Raw genomic sequence first — 20,624 nt, 5'->3', positions numbered from 1 at the left:
TGATAAACCCCAATTAGCGCATGGCCTTGTGCGTCGCAATCCCTGACGGGCCTTGCGTTCGGGATTTTCCCCTCAGTCATCTGTGGAAATGTAAAAAACTTTCAAAAAGGCCATTGACCTGCCTCGGCCTTCTCTGTATTTCACCGGCCTCCGGTCGCAAGATCGGAACGCAGCCTGATTATAAGTGCCCAGGTGGCGGAATTGGTAGACGCGCTGGTTTCAGGTACCAGTGGCTTAACGGTCGTGGAGGTTCGAGTCCTCTCTTGGGCACCAATCAGCTTTCCGGACAAGTCCGGAAATATTTGAAAAATCCTTTAAAATAAGGTAGTTTAGCGGATTAATTATCCGCGAACTTCCACGTGCGTCCGGCGTTTTCCGGCGCATTTGTGGGTAACGAGTGGGTAATAGGCCTTTTACCCACACTTTCTGAAAATCCGTTACCCACATGGCCCTCACAGACAAGATGGTGCGTACTGCGCAACCGCAGGAAAAAGCTTACAAAATTTCCGACGGCAACAGCCTTTATCTGTCGGTTCAACCGTCAGGAAATCGCCTCTGGCAGATGCGCTACCGGCATTTTGGGCGTGAAAACATCCTGTCGCTGGGAAAGTACCCTGAGGTAACGCTCAAACAGGCCCGCTTTAAGCGTGACGATGCCAAGCGACTGCTGTCTGAAGGCATTGATCCGGCTGCGGACAAAAAGCGCAAGATCGTTCAGGCGAAGATCGCCCATGCCAGCACTTTCGATGCCGTAGCCGCAGAGTTCATTGAGCTTAAGGAGAGGGAGGGGCTTTCCCCGGCCACCCTGATTAAACAGCGCTGGTTCCGCTCACAGCTGGAAAACTCAATCGGCCGACGTCCGATCTCTGACATTGAACCCTTTGAGGTTCTCGAGGCTTTGAAGGCCATCGAGAAGCGGGGCAATTATGAGACGTCAAAGCGCACCCGAGCTTTTGCCGACCGTGTGTTCAGGTATGCCATCATAACGAGCCGGGCGAAGACGAATCCTGCCGTTGGCCTAGGAGATGCGCTGATTTCTGGCAAGGTCAAACATCATGCCGCACTGGTCGAGCCCAAATCCGTTGGCATGCTGTTGCGCGCCATTGACGCCTATGATGGCAGCGCGTTGACCAGACTGGCCACACTCTTCCTCGCGCACGTCTTCGCCCGCCCTGGCGAGGTTCGTCTGGCCGAGTGGAAGGAGATCGACTTCGACCGGTGTGTCTGGCTTATCCCGGCATCAAGGATGAAGATGCGGTCTGAGCACGCCATCCCGCTTTCGCGCCAGTCTTTGGAAATACTGAGGCAGGCGAAAGCCTTAGCATACGGCGGTACCAAGTACGTATTCCCGTCCCTTATTACGAGCATCAAGCCCATGTCGGAAAACACGATCAACATGGGTTTGCGCCGCATGGGCTATACCAATGACGAAATGACGGCGCACGGCTTTCGCAGCACCGCCAGCACGCTACTCAACGAGTCGGGCCTGTGGTCGGCAGATGCCATAGAAAAGGCTCTGGCGCACAAGGGAGGAGATAGCGTGCGGGCAATCTACCATCGCGGCAAGCACTGGGACGAGCGGGTTAAAATGGCGCAATGGTGGTCGGATTACCTCGATGAACTGAGGCAAGGTCAATTGACGTTCGACGTGGGGAAAACGACCTCTGCGACCGCGCTTAGGTGACTCGAATTCAGGAAATACCAATCTGAATTCAGATTCATAAGCGAAACTGAGCTATCAGCGGAGCCCCCAAAAAGGTCCACAATATTACTGTGTTGTTTCGGTTACGGTCCTCTTATGTTCTGGAGCATTACCCAAACATTCGCCGCTGTGGATAGGCATCTCTATTAACAACGCGGTTGTCTTAATTTTCCCGAAAATGACTTGAATTTCAAGTATACAAGGTTCCAAGTTGCCCCCCAAGTTTGAATACTCACACAGCTGTAGTTTTAGATGTTCGACGGTTTCCGAATTAGAATCCTATTCGGCGAGGTTCGTCTTTTTGTTTGGGTACTGCGATCATTTGAACGTTTACCTGGGTAAAATGTTGAATGAGAATGGCTTTATGCCCATTCGCGTCTTCCCCTTCAAAAATTATCATATGACCGGACAGCCGGACGCCCGACACATAAATTATAAGTCCCGCCCCGTTTGCTACTGCGCCTAACTCAAATTCATCCGTTAAGCGCGATTGGAAACCTTTCATCTCGAGTCGGAGCGCGTCGAAGGCGTACTCTGGTGCGGACTTAATAGTCGGGATTTCTGGCATTCTCGGTAGAGTAAACCCGGGTATGTTGGTCATGGCAAAGTCTCTTCTGGATATACGGTTAAGATAGCACATCATGAAGGAGCGGTACACCGGAGCATGAAACGGTCTCCGGTGAAACGGATGGATTTTAAAAAATAGCATCGCCCGCGGGATGGATTTTAAAAAATAGCATCGCCCGCGGTTTGTCATAAATTAAACGATTGAGCACGCTCTTTAGGCGGGGACCGCGCTAAGTTTATGGTTGCACCTCAGGATAACAATTTTACTCCTCAAGTCCAATTTAGCGGGTCGAAAACCCGAGCGTTGTAGGGGTCGGCTACCGGCAATTCCGACCAATTAATCGGACAGGAGAAAGGCGCGCTAGGGGTGATTGACCAACTCGGCAAACCTATAGATTGTGCGGACGACAGTCTGCGCCTAATAAGGATTGGCAGACTGCATAACCACTACACGCAGACTTGAGGGATTGACCTTGGCTACTAATGTTATTTTGGACGCCATGATTTCGCGCGCTGATTTTTGGCAGAACAACGACCACAATGCAGTCGAAGGCAGCCTTACTGCAACAAAGGCGTCGAGCATCACATTCGAAAATCTACAGGCTTCGTCAAACTTTGTGCTCTCTTTGAGAAAACCAGATTTCCAGCGGGAGACAAACCAGTGGTCTGTATCTCAGGCGGTTGGATTTATACAGAGCTTCTTGGACGGTGAGTTAGTTCCCTCCGTCATTCTTTGGCAGTCTAGTGATGGATTTGTATTCGCGATAGACGGGGCACATAGGCTTAGTGCGCTCAGAGCGTGGATCGAAGATGACTATGGTGACGGCGTCTCATCCATAGCTTTTTATAAGGGGGAAATATCCGATGAGCAGAAGAAGACAGCCAAAAAACTTCGAGACAGGGTTGAAAGAGTTGTCGGAAGCTACAAGTCTTTGAAGGATAAATTAGCGGCACGACGTTCCGGCACTGAAGTTTCATTTGATAAAATAACAAACAACCGCCTTAAAAATCTGACAAGCCGCCAATTGGATTTGCAATGGGTGGACGGAGATGCGGAAGTAGCTGAAGTGTCCTTTTTTAAAATAAATACTCAGGGGACTGCGTTAAACAAAACGGAAGAGGAGCTACTGCGTAACAGGTCCAGAAGTCATGCTATAGCGGCTCGGTGCATCGTCCGTGCGGGCTCCGGTCACAAGTACTGGTCTAAATTTTCCTCAGATAATCAGAAAAAGATCGAAAATTTATCGCAAGAAATAAATACATTGATATTCAAACCAGAGCTACAGGCTCCCGTTAAAAGCTTACAGCTTCCTTTAGGTGGGCCAAGCACTCCACTAGATGCACTGTCTTTGCTACTAAAATTGCTTTCTATCACGGACGGAAATCACCAAAAAAAGGTGCTCTTGCTAAAGGACTCACCTGTGGATGACGATGGAACCGAAACCATAAACACGCTTAAAAAGTGTATTTCTACTCTGCGATGGATAACCGGCCACGACAAGGCCAGTCTAGGGCTTCATCCAGCGATTTATTTCTACTCCGAACGGGGGAAGCACACACCAGAGTTGTTTTACGGGACATGTTATCTGTTCAAGAGGAAGCTGGATTCTAATGATAAGGATTTCTTCAAGAAATTTTCTCTTTGCCGGGAGAATTTGGAAAGCTTCCTAATAGCAAATAAGTCGGTTATAAGTTCAATGTTGGTATATACTGGAAGCAATGCTCGAACCGAAAGAGTGGCATCTATGTTGGAATATTTAGTCGGAACATTTCATAATAATGAAACGCCTACATTGGAGGGTCTTGCTGAAGAATTTAAGGTTAGAGGTCGCATAATTGATATTCGCGCAAAAGTGGAAAGCGTGGAATTTTCAGACGAAGCTAAGTCTGAAATGTTCATAAGCCAATATCTTCCGACAGCTCCCAAGTGTCCTATCTGTCGTGGTTACATTGAACCGGCACTCTCATGCTCTTACGATCATCTCGTTAGGAGGGAAGATGGCGGTAGTGGTGAGCCAGGGAATGGGCAGATTAGTCACCCTTATTGTAACCATGGTTTAAAAGGTTAGGAGCGAATTCCCGCGTTGATTATCACCTTCAAAATCCAAGATTGAGTTGGGGGTGGCAATTGCTTACTTTTCATGTAAGGTTTGCGGTAGCGCTGTACGTGCAGTGCCGGGGCGTGGAAACCCCGTAGTGTTGGTTGACGTCGGCCATTCCGACGCACCTCCTTGACCCTTATGTGGTCGGGGAGCCTGTGGCGTATGCAACAGGCCCCGGCTAAAGGTCACAGGGACCGTGCACTGCCGGTTTTCCAACTCCCCGATCTCCAAGGATCAAGGAGGCTTTCATAGGCGGGGACGCACCGCCATCGAAGCCTTGGGGAGTACAGGTCATGCTTACCCCTTTTCCCAGCAGTGATGTACACGTCGGCGCGCGTATCAGCGAGCGGCGCAATGAGCTTAATATGTCGCCCGAGCGGCTGGCTCGTTCGCTTGGTGTATCCGCGAAGCAGTTGGCTGCCTATGAAGCTGGGCGGGCTCGGATCAGCCACCTTCGCCTAAGGCTAGCCGCGCAGACCTTGCGGGTTAACGAGCGTTACTTCTACGAAGGTTTAACCGACACAAAGCCGACCGTCGCACAAGGGGAGCCTTGGGTCCGGGAGGTCGATCGGTGGTTTGCTGATCATATCGCGCCCTATGAGCGGCAGTACCTTTGGATGGCGAGGCGCATACTCCGGGAAGATGAAGCAGCTCGTGACATCGTCCACGATGCTTATACGAAAGTCCTGACCAGCGATATTTGGAAATCTCTATCCGCGCCGAGAGCATATGTGATGCGAATTGTTTTCAATGCAGCTGTACAACAGGTCCGGAGGGCAAAGGTGGTGGCCCTGCAAGCGCTACCAGATATCGAAACCCTTGAATACGCATCCTGCGATCCCGACGGATTTGAAGCAGTATCCATTCGCGAGGAACTGAGAGTCGGATTATCTGCCATCCGCTCGCTTCCGGAGACAACCCGCATGGTAATCACCATGCGGCGACTGGAAGGCGTGCCCATCAAAGAGATTGCGCGTATCCTCGGCATGACAGTCAAAGGTGTCGATTATCATATCGCGCGAGGAGCTTTCCTCTTCAACCGGGCTATCGAGGCGAGTGCCCTAGGCCAAGCGAAAGCTACTGGGGACTTAGCCGCCGGCTTGGAGGAACAGTGTGAGGTGAAGGAGGAGTGCAAGATAAAAGCAATGCCTCCTGAATAGGCATAAGTCATTGTCTGCACATCGTTTTTTCATGAGGCAAGGCGTTGTGACAAGAGGCTGTTTGTGGTTAAGTCACGAAATTTTCAGTGCTTTTTCTGCCTCATGGCCCCTAAACCCTGCCGGGCGGCGTCTTCGGCCTGACTTTTGATAGTCGCCTCGCCGCCGCGCGGGCCTTATGAGGTGTGGACCGATACGTCGTATTTGCCGCTTTCGGAAATACAGCGGGGAACCTTCTGCCAGGCCTGGTCAGCTGTGGGAGTTTCTGATAACGTTTAAACACTATAGAGGAGAAACGGCCATGGCCATCATCGTGGATATAGCGAACCGCCTTTATGACTACACTGATGAAGAAAAGGCCGCTGAGGCCATTGCAGAGTTCCAGGCTGCCCACGGGCTAAGCGATGCCGAAATCCTTGCCATTTGGGAAGGTGCCGCCAGCCAGCAGCGAGACGAGCTTGAGCGGCGAATTTTCGAAGCGGTTGATGCCAACGGCGGCGCGAGTCGTGCGCGGGACGAAATCCCCTATCCGCTGAGCCTGTTGACTGAGGATGCCTGAGCCGTCGGGGTCTCTCCTGCCTTGGGAACAAAATAAAAACATTTGCACTGACGCATCGCTTGAGTTAGGGGGCAAATCAGGACAGCGTGTCCGGATTATTCCCAGGGGCGTCTTTAATGCGAAAGCAGGATTTTCACTCATTACGTCTGAAAGCTGGCATTTCGCTGGAGGAACTGGCCGACAAGCTCGGTTACAGTCCCCGTCAGGTTCGCCGCTGGGAAACGGGTGAACTGGCTCCCCGGCGTGCGGCTATTCAGTTTCTGGAAACTCTGGTCGGCGGCGCCACCAATGTGACCGCATCGCCGCCGCGCTTCACATTTATTGACCTGTTCGCCGGCATCGGCGGGCTACGTCGTGGCTTCGACGAAATCGGCGGCCACTGCGTTTTTACCTCCGAATGGAACAAGTACGCGCAACAGACCTACGCCGCTAATTTTCGCGATAATCACCCGATCCACGGCGACATCACCCAGATTGAAACCGCTGAGATTCCCGACCACGACGTGCTGCTTGCAGGGTTTCCGTGCCAGCCGTTTTCGATTGCGGGTGTTTCCAAAAAGAACTCGCTGGGACGCAGCCACGGGTTCCTGGACGAGGCTCAGGGGACGCTATTCTTTGACGTTGCTCGCATCATCGCTGACAAACGGCCTGCAGCCTTCATGCTGGAAAACGTCAAGAACCTCAAAAGTCACGACAAGGGCCGGACGTTCGACGTCATCATGAAGACACTTGAAGGTGAACTGAATTACAAGGTGTGGCCGATGGTCATCGACGCCCAGCACTTTGTGCCCCAGCACCGCGAGCGTATTGTCATTGTCGGTTTTCGGGAAGATGTTCCGTTCTCATGGGATGACCTGAATCTGCCTCCGAAGGGCTCTGTGAAGCTCTCTTCCATCCTGCACCCTGAGAACGCGACGGAAGACGCCGAGCCGCCCTATACAACCGGCATCCGGGCTGAGGTGGCCTCGAAATACACCCTGACTGACAAGCTCTGGGCTTACCTGCAAAACTACGCTGACAAACACAAAGCGGCGGGCAATGGCTTTGGGTTCGGGCTTGTAGGACCGGACGACGTATCGCGTACCTTGTCGGCACGGTACTACAAGGACGGCTCAGAAATCCTCGTCAGTCGGGGGAAGGGGAATAACCCTCGTCGGCTGACCCCGCGAGAATGCGCGCGCCTGATGGGCTATGATGACAGCTTCCGCATCCCGGTATCGGATACGCAAGCCTATAAGCAGTTCGGCAACTCTGTAGCGGTTCCGGTCTTCCGGGAAGTCGCACGGATTATGCAGCCCCACATTCAGGCGCTGATCACTGACGAGCCTGAATTGAAAGTGGCTGTCTGATTGGCTGACGTCCACGACACTGCAACACGTAGCCGCAATATGGCGGCAATCCGGGGCAAGGACACAAAGCCAGAATTGCACATTCGTCGTGCGCTCCATTCACTTGGCTTTCGTTACCGCCTTCACGCAAAGGACCTGCCTGGCAAGCCTGATCTGGTGTTTCCGAGGTACGGAGCTGTTGTGTTTATCAATGGGTGTTTCTGGCATCGGCATGACTGTCATCTGTTCAGATGGCCGGGCACGCGCGTTGATTTCTGGCAGGAGAAGATCGGTAAAAACGTCGCCAGCGATGCGCGCAACATCAATGCGCTTGACGCACTGGGCTGGCGTATCGCCACTGTCTGGGAGTGCGCGTTAAAGGGACGCACAAGGCTACCGGACAATCAGCCTGTACAGCTTCTGGCTGAGTGGCTAAGGTCGGAGGAAAAGAGACTCACTATCCGGGGAAACTGAGTTGGTTGCGTCATTGTCGGGTTTGCTCAGTCTGATGCGCCACCATGGCGCGGAGCGCATTTATGCCAAGAAACTGGCCCCGAACGACAATTCTAAAAATCAGGTCTATCTGGGGGGTGGTTTCGGGGCGCTGAACATTATTCCTCACGGCGAAATCGTCATAGACACCCGTGAAATGGCCGGAAGCAAACAGGACCGGCCGAAGGCAAAGGTGAAATTCTTCTGGCTTGACGAGGACGGTCGCCACCCCGCGCCCGACGCTCAGCTTATCCTTTATCCGGACTACCCCGAAGTGCGAATGTCGGGCTTCCTGAAGGGCTGCAAAGCCGCACCTTCAGCAATCATGACTGTCCGCGATCCGGGCCGGGTTTTGTTCATGGGGATGACGGCAACAGGCGAAGTGCTGGGATATGCGACGTTCGCTGATAATCCGACAGCCATCGAGCTGAACGCGCGCGAGTGGCAGTCCGTTGGGGTGTTTTTAGAACTCCCGTCAGACCCCGACCAGAAAGTCAGTCCCAAAGCTATTTTGCTTAGTGAACTCCGGCGGGTTTACGAACAGCAGTGGATTGCCTCCCAGCGTCTCGCCAGAGACGGCCAGAAAATGCAATACACCGCCCCGAATGCAGGCGGGTACACCCTTGAAGCAGAGCTGGGCATCATCCCGAACGGGATTGCAGAGCCTGATTTCATGGGGTGGGAGGTGAAGCAGTACGGCGTCGGTGACTTCATCAGCTACCGTGCAAAGACCCCCGTCACTCTGATGACGCCCGAACCCAACGGCGGCATCTACAAAGATGACGGCGTTGCACCGTTCCTGCGTCGCTATGGATATGCGGATAAAAACGGAAAGCCTGACAGGCTGAACTTCGGGGGCATCTACACCTGCCAGAAGGGGCTTCATCCTGATACCGGCCTGCGCATGACGATTGCCGGTTTCGACCCGAACAAGGGTATCATCACGGACCTCAGTGGAGGCATCCGGCTGGTCGATGGTGCAGGCGAGGTTGCGGCGAGCTGGTCGTTCACCGGCATGATGGAGCATTGGAATCGGAAACACGCTCAGGCCGCTTACGTGCCGACCCTATTCCGCACACCTCCGCCTGAGTACAGCTTTGGTTCCCGCATACTGCTTTGCGAACAGACGGACTTTATCCTGTTCCTGAAAGCCTTTGCATCCGGTGCCGTCTACTACGATCCGGCGGTGAAGCTGGAGCGGGCCTCTGAGGTTAAGCCTGTTTTGAAGCGTCGCAGTCAGTTCCGAGTGCGACATGCGGACCTGAAAAAAATGTACCATCACTCGGAGTTGGTTGATCTTGTCTCCTGATATCAAAAGACCTCAGTCTGGGCGCATGTGACGGCAAAACGGTATCTCCGGGGGGCAGGAGGTGCGTAGGGCCCGGCTTTCTGTAATGGCATCATGCAGCGAACTCTCACCAGGCTCAGGCTGAGGGTTGGCATGCCTGCCAGCGACACACCTGCCTGTCCATTTGAACCCGCACGGATGCCAGGAGACAAGCATGGTCACGCAACCGACAATCGACACGCAGAAACTTGCTTACCGGATAGATGAAGCCGTGAAGGCCAGCGGACTTGGGCGGTCGTTTCTTTATGAGCGCCTTGCCGACGGTTCGCTCAAGTCGGTCAAGATCGGTAAGTGCCGTCTGATCATGCGCGACGAACTGCTGCGTTTCCTCTCCGGAGAGCCTGATGATGTTCCAATGTCGGAAAGGTCTGACGCTGCCGTTCCGTCCGAACCAGGGCGCAAACCACGGGGTCCGGGGCTGGTGAAACCAACAGGTCAGTTGGAGTTGCCCCTGCGCCGGTGACTCAACCACCTACCGTGACGCCTGCGAGGCGACGGCGCATTTTAAAAAACGATTTCTTGAATTTTCTCTAGCGGTTCGCCTGACATCGACCGAGCCATGCAAATGATCTTCCCGGTTGTCTATTTTCAGTGCCCGACCACCTGCACGCGCCGCGATGTTTCGACATCTGGCAAGCGCAAGGACCAAAAAAGGGTCGCACAAATACCTTCCTGATCCCGACAGACGCGAGCCTTTTCGTCACCAGTTTTACTGCCAATGTCGTGAAGCTCCGGATTCGCGAAGTGCCGAGATCGTAGGAGATTCGGCGAGGGACGGGGGGATTTGAGGCAAGATAAAAGACCGTCTCTCAGAGCCGGTAAGTCATTGTCTGCACGTCGGAAATTTGAGAGACAAGGGCGGTGATGCGAGAGACGGTTATCGCCTAAGGCACTGATTTTATTGAAGGGGGAGTCTCGTAAACGTACCTCGGGTTGGCAATTTGAGCCAAAAACGAAGATCATGGGGTTAAAAGTTGCGAAAATGCCGAAAATCTCCCGATCAACGGTTATAGGCGCGGTGGGAGCTTTAACGGGTGGGAATTGCTCCTTAAATACAGGTGACAACTGACGGGCGCTGGGGGGGGCTAACGGCTGCCGCTCCAAAGGGGGGGGGGCGGCCGACACGGATGCAAAGGTGATGTCTGGGATTATTCCGGTGTATGAAAAAATCAAAATGGATGGGAACGAAAGAAGGTTTGAAAGTGCTAAAAAATATCGGCTGACAAACTTTCCGATCGACAAACCTGTAAATTATTGTATTGAATAATTCCCATTTGATGCGTCCAATGGGAATGACTTATGACACAGCCGACTTGCGTAGACCTTTTCTCTGGTTGCGGAGGATTTGGCTTGGGCGCGGAGTTGGCGGGCTATGACGTAGTTGCGGCAGTTGATATCGAGCCCAACCTCCAATCGGCTTATCGGCTGAATTTTCCTAATACCCAAGCCTTGCTTGGTGACATTTCCCAGATGGGCAGCTCAGAGTGGAGCTTCGTATTGGGAAAAGACAAGCCGCGCTTGGACCTCCTGATAGGTGGCCCGCCATGTCAAGGTTTCAGTCGTATGGGCTTGCGTGATGCCGGTGACCCTCGCAATGCCCTAATTGGTCATTACTTTCGACATGTCGAGATACTCAGGCCACGTGTTTTCGTGATGGAAAATGTAGAAGGCCTTTTGGATGAATGCAATATAGGGTTCCTTCAGGCGGCCATAGCCGACCTACCAAGCTGCTATGAAGTCGTTGGACCGCTTATACTGAATGCCGCCGATCTGGGGGCCCCCACTACCCGAAAGCGTGTAATTGTCATGGGGTATGACAAACATGACGTGGACCATTTTAGTTCGACATCTGTCGAAGGGTTAAAAGTAGAGGTCCGGACGACTGTAAGGGACGCCATAAGTGACCTGCCATCACCTATTGATGCAACCAACCGTCTGTTGGATTTTGGGTGGGCTGAATACCCAGCGACAACTGAGTCAGACCTTTCAAGTTATGCCCGCAAACAGAGAGCTATGCCCAATCGACATATCGGGTGGCACGATGCACTTACCGAGCTGTCGCAAGGTAGAGTTTCGGGATTGTTTTCCACGAAGCATTCCTCGGTTGTTATAGACAGATTCATAGAAACTACCCAGGGAACCACCGAGCCGATAAGCAAGTCCCCCAAGCTCGCTTGGGGGAAACAATGCCCGACGCTGCGAGCTGGCACCGGTTCAGAGAAGGGTAGTTTCCAGTCCGTGCGGCCCCTTCACCCGGTTCAGCCCCGAGTAATCACTGTACGTGAAGCTGCAAGATTGCAGGGATTTCCAGACTGGTTTGTGTTTCACCCTACGAAATGGCATAGCTTCCGAATGATCGGTAACAGCGTTTCTCCTATCGTAAGTGAAGCACTACTCTCTTTGGTCTCGGAAAAATCCACTTTACGAAAGGCCGCATAACGGCCAATTATTCCCGGTTGAGACACGGGGGGAATATGACAACTCAGGATGACACGTTGCTGGTCGATTTCGCCCCGGCCCCGTCCTACCTATTTGATTATCTCATAGCGGACATTCAAACCTCCGAGTGTATTTTTGATTTGGTCGACAATTCGATTGATGCCGCCCGGGCCAAAATGCGGGTAGCTAGACATCGTGGTCTACAGGAGGACTACAGCGGCTTTAAAATCACTCTGAAGCTCGATTCCGAAGGAATCGTTGTTGAGGACAACTGTTCAGGGATGTCCGAACAGAACTTTACAAGCGTAGCATTTAGAACGGGACTGAAGTCTCGGCATACCTATGGGATTGGGCACTTCGGCGTGGGACTAAAACGGGCTATCCTTAAGCTCGGCGAGCGCTGTAAAGTCGTTACCGACGACGGTACTGCTCAACTTGCGTTGGAATTTACGCGAGCCGAGCTCGATAAGGCAGACGATTTCAAATTGCCCGCTACCAAATCCAAGACCTCTGGAGTCGCTTTTACCAGCATACAAATCGGTCACGTGACGCCCGATACGAAGCGTGACCTCGACGCCGTGCGATGGAGAGACGTTCTCAAGGAAAACATGGCAAGGCGATATGGTTTGTTTATCGCCAAGGGCCTGACGATAGAGGTCGATAACTCTATTATTGAAACCTTTGCGCCCCAACCTGTTGCCAATACATACATACCTTTACAGGAGGCGGAGTTTACGTCTCACGGTGTTAAAGTTAAAATTGTGGCGGGAGTTCACGAAAAATATCGGTTCGGCAAAACTATAAAGGGTAACGTCGGTGCAGATCCGGATAATCTTCAGGTTCATAAGCTTATCGCCAAGGAGTTTGGTTGGTATATTGTCTGCAATGATCGTGTAATTCTGCTGCATGATCAGACTTACAAAACCGGGTGGACCACCAATTGGCACAACGAGTATAATGGTTTTGTCGGGTGGGTCTATTTCGAGTCAGAAGACCCTTCACTGTTGCCGTGGAACACGAAGAAGACTGATATTCGTGAGAACAGTGACGTATACGCCGATGTAAGGGATAAACTACAACAATTTGCACAGAAGTATCGTCACACAACACCTCTATCTACGCATCGTAGAAAAGAAGATCGGCAGACCATAACCGCCGACCGTTCGCCGCCCAGGCCTGTTTCTGGCAAGCCAAATTCGACTGCCGTGCCCGCGCCCACGCCTGCAACGTCGAAATCTATCTTAGAAGGCTCAGCCACAAAGCGGCAAATTCAATCGCTGGAAACCCTGTTGCCGCTTGGCTTGCCTGTCGCATTTCAGCAGCCACGACTCGCGGCCATTGTCTACGAAGCTGAAAGACTCAGTATCGCCGACTTTCCATACGCTAGCGCAATACTGCTCCGCACTATCTTCGATGCAGGAATGAGGGATTATCTCAGGCGCCACTCTCATTTCATTAAAATGAGGGATGACGTATTAAATAGTAAGATAGTTGCAGGTCAAGCCGCGCCCACTGATAAAGAGCGAAAGAATTATTCGCCATCGTTGAGCGATATGATCACGTGGTGCGCAAATAATGGAGATATATTTCCTGATCCTAATGCTCGTGCTTGCAAGCAAGCATGCGATAATTTTAAAAAGAATTTGAAAACGCTTAATGGAATCACGCACGAGGAGGGCAGCATATCAAATGCGTCGCAAGTCCGAATCATTAGAGATGAGGTCTTGCAAGGGCTTCTTCATATACTATCTATATAGTATTTAATATTTTATTTGTATTTATTATATATGCCTTCTCAGGAAGCTCGGTTTTATTTATATTAAGTTGAACTTTTATTTTTTGAAGTGTTGTATTGACATTCCATACCCGTATTCGTGATCCGCTTTATGACAGAATCCTATGTCCCTATGGCCAATTATCGGCGCTCGTCGCGCGATATAGCGACGTCTCCTTCGACGGGAAGAGACGCGAAATATTCTCACTCTCGGTGAAGACGATTTATAATCTGAGCCCCAAGCCTGTCTCGTCGCGGTGCCAAGGTTTTGGGGCGTACTGTGGCCGTGTAGCGAGTACCCGCGCCATCACGCTGATACCAGAGTATAGCTTGTACTACGGCCACCTGATGTATCCTTGACGAGGATGCCGCGTTTAATCAGGTCTTCGATGTCACGGCTTGCCGTGTCCTGGGAACACTTGGCGATCAGCGCCCACTTGGAGGATGTGAGCTTGCCTTCGAATCCATCGAGGAGGCGGGTCAGCATCAGCCGTTGACGGGCATTGAGCGCGTTCACCTGATGCGTCTCCCAGAACCGGGCTTTCGTAACGACGGACGCCAGCGTGGTTTCAGCCCCCACAAATGCGCGATCTAGGCAAGCCAGAAACCAGCCGATCCAATCTGTTATATCCAGGTCGCCCTTTTGGGTTCTTTCCAGACGGTCGTAATAGGCGGCGCGTTCGGCTCTGATTTGCGCCGACATGCTGTAGAACCGCTGTGAGCTTCTTTCAGAGCGGGCTAAGGCCAAATCCGCTATGGCGCGGGCGATCCGCCCGTTCCCGTCTTCAAACGGGTGGATAGTGATGAACCACAGGTGCGCAATAGCGGCGCGAATGACCGGATCGAGGTCTGCTCCCTCTTCGAACCATTTCAGGAAGGCTTTCATCTCCTCATCAAGCCGTTGCGCATCCGGGGCTTCGAAGTGAATCCGCTCGCGTCCGATAGGGCCGGAAACGACCTGCATCGGGCCTGATGTGCCGTCACGCCATGCCCCGACAACGATCTTCGTCATGCCGCTTCGGCCCGTCGGAAACAGGGCCGCATGCCACCCGAACAGGCGTTCGGCGGTCAGAGGGGTGTTGTAGTGCTGTGTGGCATCCAGCATCATTTCGACGACGCCTTCGACGTTACGGTCAACCGGAGCTAAAGCGCCTATATCCATGCCGAGGCGTCTGGCAATCGAAGATCGGACCTGTTCTTTATCGAGACGTTCACCCTCAATTTCGCTCGACTTCAACACGTCTTCGGTGAGGGTCGCGAGAACCGCTTCTTCGCGCAGATTGAAGCCCAGACCTTCCATGCGGCCTACCAGCCTGCCCTGGTTATGGCGCACGGATGCGAGCTGATCAGCGAGCGTCTCATGGCTCCAGTGAAAGGCTGGCCAGCCATCCTGTTCGTGAATATATTTCATTTCTCCGCACTCCTTGCGGAGATTGTGCGGTATATTCTCCGCACAAGCAAGGGGTATTACCCGCATATTTTGCGGACAATAAGACGTGTATTCTCCGCACCCACTGGGTAACAGAAAAACCAGCCGGGTTTCAGCAAAGATGCCTGCCGCCCTTTATCTAACGACCCGATCGGGATGTTTTTCTCTGAATCCGGCTTTAGAAATTGAAATAGTCCCGAACGGGATGATTTATTGATTTTTCACGCTGCAATGCTACAATCGTCCCGAAAGGGTTGATAATGACGCATATCAGAAAGGCCGAGGACATTGGTCATAGCGTTCGCCGCGCACGTAAGAGCCAAGGGCTCACACAAGAGCAGCTTGCTTCCACATCGGGCGTTGGGGTGCGCTATCTGCGTGAACTCGAGCAAGGCAAGGAGTCCTGCCATATCGGTAAAGCCCTGGTCGTGTTGTCAATGCTGGGTCTTACCCTTGAGCTTCATGGTCTTAGTGAAGACGGCGATGGGAGAGGTCTTGGCGCAGGGCGCGGTAACGGGGACGGATCGGGTTGGGGTTATCCTGGCGCTCCAGGACCGCGTGATATTTAACTTCCTGATTGGAAATGCTGACGCGCATGGGAAGAATTTCTCGTTCCTGTATACGTCAAACAAGCCCATACTCTCGCCCGCCTATGACCTTCTCAGCACCGCTGTCTATCCTGACCTCGCCTCGAAAATGGCGATGAAAATTGGCGGGAAGTATGAGGCAAAGGACGTGTTTTTACGTCACTGGCATCAGCTTGTCCCCGACACGGCATCGGCTAAACGGAACCTCGACAAGAAACTCCTGAGTTTGAGCAAAGGGGTCTTCGAGCGTGCGGAGGCACTTGCCGGAGATTTTGCAAAGGAAGGCATTCAATCGAATATCCTCGCGGATATTCTAAATGTCATAGGGCAGAGAGCGAAACACCTTCAGATCAGCGTTTCAGGTGAGATTTAAAAAAACGGCTCCTGGCCTTTTTACGCCTACAAGGTGCGACGATTGCAGACAACGTGGCGGCAGTCCTGCCAGATACGAGCCATAATCTCCGCATTTTATTCGGAGATTATCCGTTCCATTCTCCGCACTCGTAGGGTAACGAGCGGCCCAAAGGCATTATAGAATATGCGGCCCTTGGTCATATCTCGACTACCCGCGCGAAAATTTTAGGATTGTAGATCGCTCCATTTCCATTCATCCGCATGCGGATTATATCCCTTTTGTCCGTCTACTGGCATCGCGGACGCGCATGGCCAGACACGATCAGGCATGGATAGTTGCCTTCGATTGACGAAGCAGATATTGTTCCCGAAGGGCCGAGATTTTTGGTTGGGACCGCGCTCAGGCTGACGAAAATCCGGACCGTAACCCACCTGCAACACAAAGCGTGTGGGTAACGGTGTGGGTAACGAGATGGAGTCAAAATGGCTCAAATTTCTGAAATCAAACAACTATTTCTAAAATTTGAGTCCTCTCTTGGCACCAATCAAGTTCAAAACCCGCCGCAAGGCGGGTTTTTTGTTTTTATATCGCTCACGCCCAAAAGACCCCGAATGCTGAAAAAGCACAACCTTGCGGGCGGGCGTTTCGCTGCTTAGGGTAGCGCGAATCGCCTGACACGCAAGCCACCGGCACCCAATGTACGATAACGCCTTTAATCAGATCGAACGTGACCTGCGCGCCGAAGAGGGCGTCGCCAATGAGTTGGACTATGTGGAGCAGACCTCATGGGTGCTGTTCCTCAAATACCTTCACGATCTGGAAACCGAGCGCAAAGACCGGGCGGAACTGGATGGCGATACCTACAGCCCGATTATAACCGGTGCGTTCCAATGGGATCGCTGGGCCGCGCCGAAAAAAGACGGTGCGTTTGACCACAATGCCGCCCTGACCGGTGACGACCTGATCGGCTTTGTCGATCAGGAGCTGTTCCCCTATCTGGCCAAATTCAAACAGACGGCGACCGGCCCGCGCACCATCGAATACAAGATCGGTGAGGTGTTCAGCGAACTGCGCAACAAATTCCGTTCGGGCTATATCCTGCGCGACGTGCTGGAGCAGATCGACTCCCTCTCGTTCAACACGCAGGCGCAGCGTCACGAGCTGTCGCAGCTTTATGAAACCCGCATCCGGCGCATGGGCAATGCCGGCCGCAATGGCGGCGAATATTACACGCCGCGTCCGTTGATCCGGGCGATGATCAGGGTGGTCGATCCCAAAATCGGCGAAACCGTCTATGACGGCGCGGTCGGATCGGCGGGCTTCCTGTGCGAAGCCTATGATTATATGCGTCAGGGTAATCTGCGCGGCGTCGATTGGGAAACCTTACAAAAGAACACCTTCTTCGGGCAGGAAAAGAAGGGTCTGGCCTATATTATCGGCATCATGAACATGATCCTGCACGGGATCGAAGCGCCGAACCTGATCCACACCAATAGCTTAAATGAAAACGTGCTGGATATTCAGGAAAAGGACCGTCACCACGTCATTCTGGCCAATCCGCCGTTTGGCGGCGGTGAGCGGCGCGAAGTGCAGCAAAACTTCCCCATTCGCACGGGGGAGACCGCCTATCTGTTCCTGCAACACTTTATCCGTAAGCTGAAGGCCGGGGGGCGGGCGGCGGTGGTGATCAAGAACACCTTCCTCAGCAATAGCGATCAGGCCAGCGTGGCCTTGCGCAAGGAACTGCTGGAAACCTGCGACCTGCACACCATTCTCGATTGTCCGCAGGGTACGTTTCAGGGGGCGGGCGTCAAGACGGTGGTGCTGTTCTTTGAAAAGGGATCGGCGACGCGGACAATCTGGTTTTATCAGCTCGATCCGGGCCGCTCCCTGGGCAAGACCAATCCGCTCAATGACGATGACCTGAGCGATTTTGTCGAAAAGCAGAAAACCAGGGTCACTGGCCCGCAAAGCTGGAGCGTGGCGCGCGGCGATCTGAACGATGACACCTTTGACCTGTCGGTGAAAAACCCCAACGCCCCGGAAAAGGCCGCGTTGCGTAATCCGCAGGACATTATTGACGATATGCTGGCCCGCGATGCGGAGACGGCGGAAATTCTGGAAACCATCCGGGGGCTGCTGTGAAGCCGGGGTGGGTGAAAAAGCGATTGGATGAAGTAAGCACACTTCAGAGGGGCTTTGACTTGCCCGCTCCGCAACGCACCCCCGGTCGTTATCCTTTGGTCACCTCTAGCGGCGCGACCGACACTCATATTGAAGCAAAAGTTAAAGGTCCGGGAGTAGCAACTGGACGAAGCGGAAGCATTGGAAATGTGTTCTACATAAACGAGGACTTTTGGCCTTTAAATACCACTTTATATGTCAAAGACTTTCACGATAATGATCCGCGTTTTGTTTTTTATCTCTTGCAATGGCTGGGGCTTGGACGTTTTGCGGCCGGCACTGGCGTACCGACCTTAAATCGGAATGATGTGCACCGCGAAATGGTCTCGCTTCCGATTTGTTTAAAAGAGCAACAGCGGATAGTGGCCATTCTGGATGAAGCCTTTGAGGGGCTGGACCGCGCCCGCGCCAACGCCGAAGCCAATCTGCAAAGTTTGGATGAGTTATTTAGCGCGCTACTCGTAGATAGCTTTTCCGATAAGAAAATAGAATGGCAGGGCCTCGCACTTTCAGACTTAGGCCTTATCCAAACAGGCTCTACCCCAAAAACATCTGAGGCGGGAATGCTCGGTGACTATCTTCCCTTCATAAAGCCGGGTGACTTCAAGTGCGACGGGACTCTTGATTATACAAATGAGGGCCTCAGTGAAAAAGGCGCGTCTGTGTCTCGCATTATACAAGAAAACTCAGCGCTTATGGTGTGTATCGGAGCAACCATTGGTAAGGCGGGTTTTAATGAACAGCCAATCACAACCAATCAACAGATTAACTCAATAACGGCAAAATCAGGTGTATCCGCAGAATACATATACTACCAAATGCTGACGCCCGATTTTCAGAAGCAAGTTTTATCAAATGCAGGTCAGGCAACGCTCCCAATTATAAATAAGAGCAAATGGAGTGCCTTGAAGGTAAAAATTCCAGCGCGGGCAGAGATGCAGTTTTCCATTGCTAAGCGACTTCGCGAAGTGCGACAACATATCCAAGAAAGTGCAATTAGCTACAAGGCAAAGTTGGCTGACCTTGACGACCTGCGGCAATCTCTGCTGCAAAAGGCCTTTGCCGGGGAACTGACCTGATCGGGGGATTATGACACGCACTGAGACCGAATCCGAGACGCGCGCTGACCGTATCGACCCGGTATTACGGGCCGCCGGGTGGGGCGTGGTCGAAGGGTCGCGGGTGCGGCGTGAGGTGATCTGTCCGGGGCGTATCCTGTCGGGCAATAAACGCGGCAAGGGGTTGGCTTGCGACTATGTGCTGATCTATCGCGGGCATAAGCTGGCGGTGATCGAAGCCAAGCGCGCGGGCCTTTCGCACCGCGAAGGGGTGGGGCAGGCCAAGGACTATGCCGAACGGCTGGCCAGCACCATCGACGAATATGTCTATGACGGTTCCGACGAGCTTGTGAGCGGTGAGGTCGAAGAGGGCGACCGCTTTAGTGAGCTGGATTTCAATACGCGTATTGTCATCGAACAGCGCGAACTGAGCCGCGTCAAAGAGTTCATGGCTCAGATCAACCAGCGGCAAAAGACGCTGGTGTTCTGCGCGACGCAGGACCATGCGGCTTTGATCCGTGATCTGATCAATCAGGTGAAGACCAGCACCCACCCCGACTATTGCCATCGCGTCACCGCCAATGACGGCGCGGTGGGCGAAGCGCATCTGAGGGCGTTTCAGGATAATGACAAGACGATCCCGACCATCCTGACCACCTCTCAGAAGCTATCGACGGGGGTGGATGCGCGCAATGTGCGGCATATCGTGCTGATGCGGCCGGTGAAATCGATGATCGAATTCAAACAGATCATCGGGCGCGGCACCCGCACCTTTGAGGACAAGGCGTTTTTCACCATCTGGGATTTCGTGAAGGCGCATGAAAATTTCCGCGACCCGGAATGGGATGGAGAGCCGCTGGAGCCGGTCGCGCCTGAGCCGCGCGGTCCGCGTGGCCCTGCCGAACCGGGGCCGGATGAGCCCTTGGGCGGAGGCGATGACGGCGAAGACATCGGGGCGGCGGAAAAGATCATTATCCGGCTGGCTGACGGTAAAGACCGCCATATCCGCTATATCTCGACCACGACCTATTGGGGGCCGGATGGCCGCCCCATGACGGCGGCGGAGTTCCTGCAAAGGCTGTTCGGTGATCTGTCGGGGATGATCCCCGACGAGGATGCCTTGCGCGCGGCGTGGAGCAACCCGGACCGGCGCGAGCAGTTTCTGGAACAGCTTTCGGATCGTGGATACGATCACGATAAGCTGGACGATATGCGCCGTCTGATCGACGCGAAGGACTCTGACCTGTTCGACGTGCTGGCCTATATCCTGTTCACCAACCCGCCGGTGACGCGCCACCAGCGCGCCAAGACGACCGAGACGCTGGGGCTGGGGGCGGTTGACGGTGAATTGAAAGACCTTCTGGTTTCGATCCTGCGCGCCTATGAAACCAATGGCGAAGGCGAACTGGGGGCGAAGAAGCTGGGCAATTATCTGATCGCGCGTTACGGCAGCGTGGCCGAAGGCAAGGCGCGGTTAGGCGCGCTTTCGGGCATCAAGGCGGCCTATATCCGATTGCAGGAAACCCTTTATTCGATTTAAGCA

At 53.1% G+C, this 20,624-nt stretch carries 18 protein-coding genes and 1 tRNA gene; 17 read left to right on the top strand and 2 right to left on the bottom strand.

Translation table 11 applies throughout. From position 1 onward, the window contains the following. Nucleotides 1-186: 186 nt before the first annotated feature. Both LH365_RS12725 and LH365_RS12720 read left to right on the top strand, forming a co-directional pair. Nucleotides 187-273, top strand: a tRNA-Leu gene (locus LH365_RS12725). A gap of 172 nt (nucleotides 274-445) precedes the next feature. After that, nucleotides 446-1,684, top strand: a complete 1,239-nt coding sequence (locus tag LH365_RS12720; protein ID WP_226744005.1) for an integrase arm-type DNA-binding domain-containing protein — start codon at nucleotides 446-448, stop codon at nucleotides 1,682-1,684. Nucleotides 1,685-1,973: 289 nt separating this feature from the next. Here the strand turns inward: LH365_RS12720 and LH365_RS12715 are convergent, their stop codons facing one another. After that, nucleotides 1,974-2,303, bottom strand: a complete 330-nt coding sequence (locus LH365_RS12715; protein ID WP_226744004.1) for a hypothetical protein — start codon at nucleotides 2,301-2,303, stop codon at nucleotides 1,974-1,976. Between the two features lie 439 nt (nucleotides 2,304-2,742). Between LH365_RS12715 and LH365_RS12710 the strand changes: the two genes are divergently transcribed. The 9 genes from LH365_RS12710 (at nucleotide 2,743) to LH365_RS12665 (ending at nucleotide 13,451) form a co-directional block, all read left to right on the top strand. Continuing rightward, nucleotides 2,743-4,338 (top strand): DUF262 domain-containing protein, encoded by a 1,596-nt coding sequence (locus LH365_RS12710; protein WP_226744003.1) that lies wholly within the window; start codon nucleotides 2,743-2,745, stop codon nucleotides 4,336-4,338. Between the two features lie 326 nt (nucleotides 4,339-4,664). Then, nucleotides 4,665-5,531 (top strand): sigma-70 family RNA polymerase sigma factor, encoded by an 867-nt coding sequence (locus tag LH365_RS12705; RefSeq protein ID WP_226744002.1) that lies wholly within the window; start codon nucleotides 4,665-4,667, stop codon nucleotides 5,529-5,531. Between the two features lie 298 nt (nucleotides 5,532-5,829). Beyond that, the gene (locus tag LH365_RS12700) at nucleotides 5,830-6,087 is read left to right on the top strand and encodes a hypothetical protein (protein ID WP_226744001.1); all 258 of its coding nucleotides are present in this window, start codon (nucleotides 5,830-5,832) and stop codon (nucleotides 6,085-6,087) included. Between the two features lie 116 nt (nucleotides 6,088-6,203). Next, entirely contained in the window at nucleotides 6,204-7,436 is a 1,233-nt protein-coding gene (gene dcm / locus LH365_RS12690; RefSeq protein ID WP_304502291.1) for a DNA (cytosine-5-)-methyltransferase, read from the top strand. Beyond that, the gene (locus tag LH365_RS12685) at nucleotides 7,437-7,889 is read left to right on the top strand and encodes a very short patch repair endonuclease (protein ID WP_226744000.1); all 453 of its coding nucleotides are present in this window, start codon (nucleotides 7,437-7,439) and stop codon (nucleotides 7,887-7,889) included. Between the two features lies 1 nt (nucleotide 7,890). Then, complete coding sequence (locus LH365_RS12680; protein WP_226743999.1) at nucleotides 7,891-9,216, top strand: MvaI/BcnI family restriction endonuclease; 1,326 nt, start codon at nucleotides 7,891-7,893, stop codon at nucleotides 9,214-9,216. Between the two features lie 193 nt (nucleotides 9,217-9,409). Beyond that, on the top strand, nucleotides 9,410-9,718 hold the full coding sequence (locus LH365_RS12675; protein WP_226743998.1) for a helix-turn-helix domain-containing protein: 309 nt from the start codon (nucleotides 9,410-9,412) through the stop codon (nucleotides 9,716-9,718). Nucleotides 9,719-10,554: 836 nt separating this feature from the next. After that, on the top strand, nucleotides 10,555-11,694 hold the full coding sequence (locus LH365_RS12670; RefSeq protein WP_226743997.1) for a DNA cytosine methyltransferase: 1,140 nt from the start codon (nucleotides 10,555-10,557) through the stop codon (nucleotides 11,692-11,694). Between the two features lie 35 nt (nucleotides 11,695-11,729). Further along, the gene (locus LH365_RS12665; protein WP_226743996.1) at nucleotides 11,730-13,451 is read left to right on the top strand and encodes an ATP-binding protein; all 1,722 of its coding nucleotides are present in this window, start codon (nucleotides 11,730-11,732) and stop codon (nucleotides 13,449-13,451) included. A 324-nt stretch (nucleotides 13,452-13,775) separates the two neighbouring features. On the opposite strand, the gene LH365_RS12660 is transcribed toward LH365_RS12665, so the two are convergent. Next, nucleotides 13,776-14,879, bottom strand: coding sequence for a Fic family protein (locus LH365_RS12660; RefSeq protein WP_226743995.1), 1,104 nt, complete (start codon nucleotides 14,877-14,879; stop codon nucleotides 13,776-13,778). Nucleotides 14,880-15,157: 278 nt separating this feature from the next. Here LH365_RS12660 and LH365_RS12655 point away from each other — a divergent pair, with 278 nt between their 5' ends. The 6 genes from LH365_RS12655 to LH365_RS12630 all read left to right on the top strand — a co-directional run bounded on the left by LH365_RS12655 (nucleotide 15,158) and on the right by LH365_RS12630 (nucleotide 20,621). Continuing rightward, complete coding sequence (locus tag LH365_RS12655) at nucleotides 15,158-15,466, top strand: helix-turn-helix domain-containing protein (protein WP_226743994.1); 309 nt, start codon at nucleotides 15,158-15,160, stop codon at nucleotides 15,464-15,466. Beyond that, nucleotides 15,360-15,857, top strand: a complete 498-nt coding sequence (locus LH365_RS12650) for a HipA domain-containing protein (protein ID WP_226745485.1) — start codon at nucleotides 15,360-15,362, stop codon at nucleotides 15,855-15,857. The genes LH365_RS12655 and LH365_RS12650 overlap by 107 nt, the downstream gene beginning before the upstream one ends. A 464-nt stretch (nucleotides 15,858-16,321) precedes the next feature. Continuing rightward, nucleotides 16,322-16,495, top strand: a complete 174-nt coding sequence (locus LH365_RS12645; protein WP_226743993.1) for a hypothetical protein — start codon at nucleotides 16,322-16,324, stop codon at nucleotides 16,493-16,495. 40 nt (nucleotides 16,496-16,535) lie between these two features. Next, nucleotides 16,536-17,984 carry an N-6 DNA methylase gene (locus tag LH365_RS12640; RefSeq protein ID WP_226743992.1) on the top strand — a complete coding sequence of 483 codons (1,449 nt, stop codon included), beginning with the start codon at nucleotides 16,536-16,538 and terminating at the stop codon, nucleotides 17,982-17,984. Continuing rightward, nucleotides 17,981-19,102 (top strand): restriction endonuclease subunit S, encoded by a 1,122-nt coding sequence (locus tag LH365_RS12635; protein ID WP_226743991.1) that lies wholly within the window; start codon nucleotides 17,981-17,983, stop codon nucleotides 19,100-19,102. Before LH365_RS12640 ends, LH365_RS12635 begins: the two co-directional genes overlap by 4 nt. Before the next feature lie 10 nt (nucleotides 19,103-19,112). Then, nucleotides 19,113-20,621 carry a type I restriction-modification enzyme R subunit C-terminal domain-containing protein gene (locus LH365_RS12630; RefSeq protein ID WP_226743990.1) on the top strand — a complete coding sequence of 503 codons (1,509 nt, stop codon included), beginning with the start codon at nucleotides 19,113-19,115 and terminating at the stop codon, nucleotides 20,619-20,621. Nucleotides 20,622-20,624 lie beyond the last annotated feature (3 nt).

This window comes from Asticcacaulis sp. AND118, assembly GCF_020535245.1.
Classification (GTDB): Bacteria; Pseudomonadota; Alphaproteobacteria; order Caulobacterales; family Caulobacteraceae; genus Asticcacaulis.
The sequence above is the reverse complement of the archived record's forward strand: the minus strand, read 5'-3'. Positions and strand labels throughout refer to the sequence as shown.

Coding starts and splice junctions, on each gene's coding strand:
- LH365_RS12720 (WP_226744005.1), top strand. CDS start 446: ATGGCCCTCACAGACAAGATGGTGCGTACTGCGCAACCGCAGGAAAAA.
- LH365_RS12715 (WP_226744004.1), bottom strand. CDS start 2,303: ATGACCAACATACCCGGGTTTACTCTACCGAGAATGCCAGAAATCCCG.
- LH365_RS12705 (WP_226744002.1), top strand. CDS start 4,665: ATGCTTACCCCTTTTCCCAGCAGTGATGTACACGTCGGCGCGCGTATC.
- LH365_RS12700 (WP_226744001.1), top strand. CDS start 5,830: ATGGCCATCATCGTGGATATAGCGAACCGCCTTTATGACTACACTGAT.
- dcm (WP_304502291.1), top strand. CDS start 6,204: ATGCGAAAGCAGGATTTTCACTCATTACGTCTGAAAGCTGGCATTTCG.
- LH365_RS12675 (WP_226743998.1), top strand. CDS start 9,410: ATGGTCACGCAACCGACAATCGACACGCAGAAACTTGCTTACCGGATA.
- LH365_RS12670 (WP_226743997.1), top strand. CDS start 10,555: ATGACACAGCCGACTTGCGTAGACCTTTTCTCTGGTTGCGGAGGATTT.
- LH365_RS12665 (WP_226743996.1), top strand. CDS start 11,730: ATGACAACTCAGGATGACACGTTGCTGGTCGATTTCGCCCCGGCCCCG.
- LH365_RS12660 (WP_226743995.1), bottom strand. CDS start 14,879: ATGAAATATATTCACGAACAGGATGGCTGGCCAGCCTTTCACTGGAGC.
- LH365_RS12655 (WP_226743994.1), top strand. CDS start 15,158: ATGACGCATATCAGAAAGGCCGAGGACATTGGTCATAGCGTTCGCCGC.
- LH365_RS12650 (WP_226745485.1), top strand. CDS start 15,360: ATGGTCTTAGTGAAGACGGCGATGGGAGAGGTCTTGGCGCAGGGCGCG.
- LH365_RS12645 (WP_226743993.1), top strand. CDS start 16,322: ATGGCTCAAATTTCTGAAATCAAACAACTATTTCTAAAATTTGAGTCC.
- LH365_RS12640 (WP_226743992.1), top strand. CDS start 16,536: ATGTACGATAACGCCTTTAATCAGATCGAACGTGACCTGCGCGCCGAA.
- LH365_RS12630 (WP_226743990.1), top strand. CDS start 19,113: ATGACACGCACTGAGACCGAATCCGAGACGCGCGCTGACCGTATCGAC.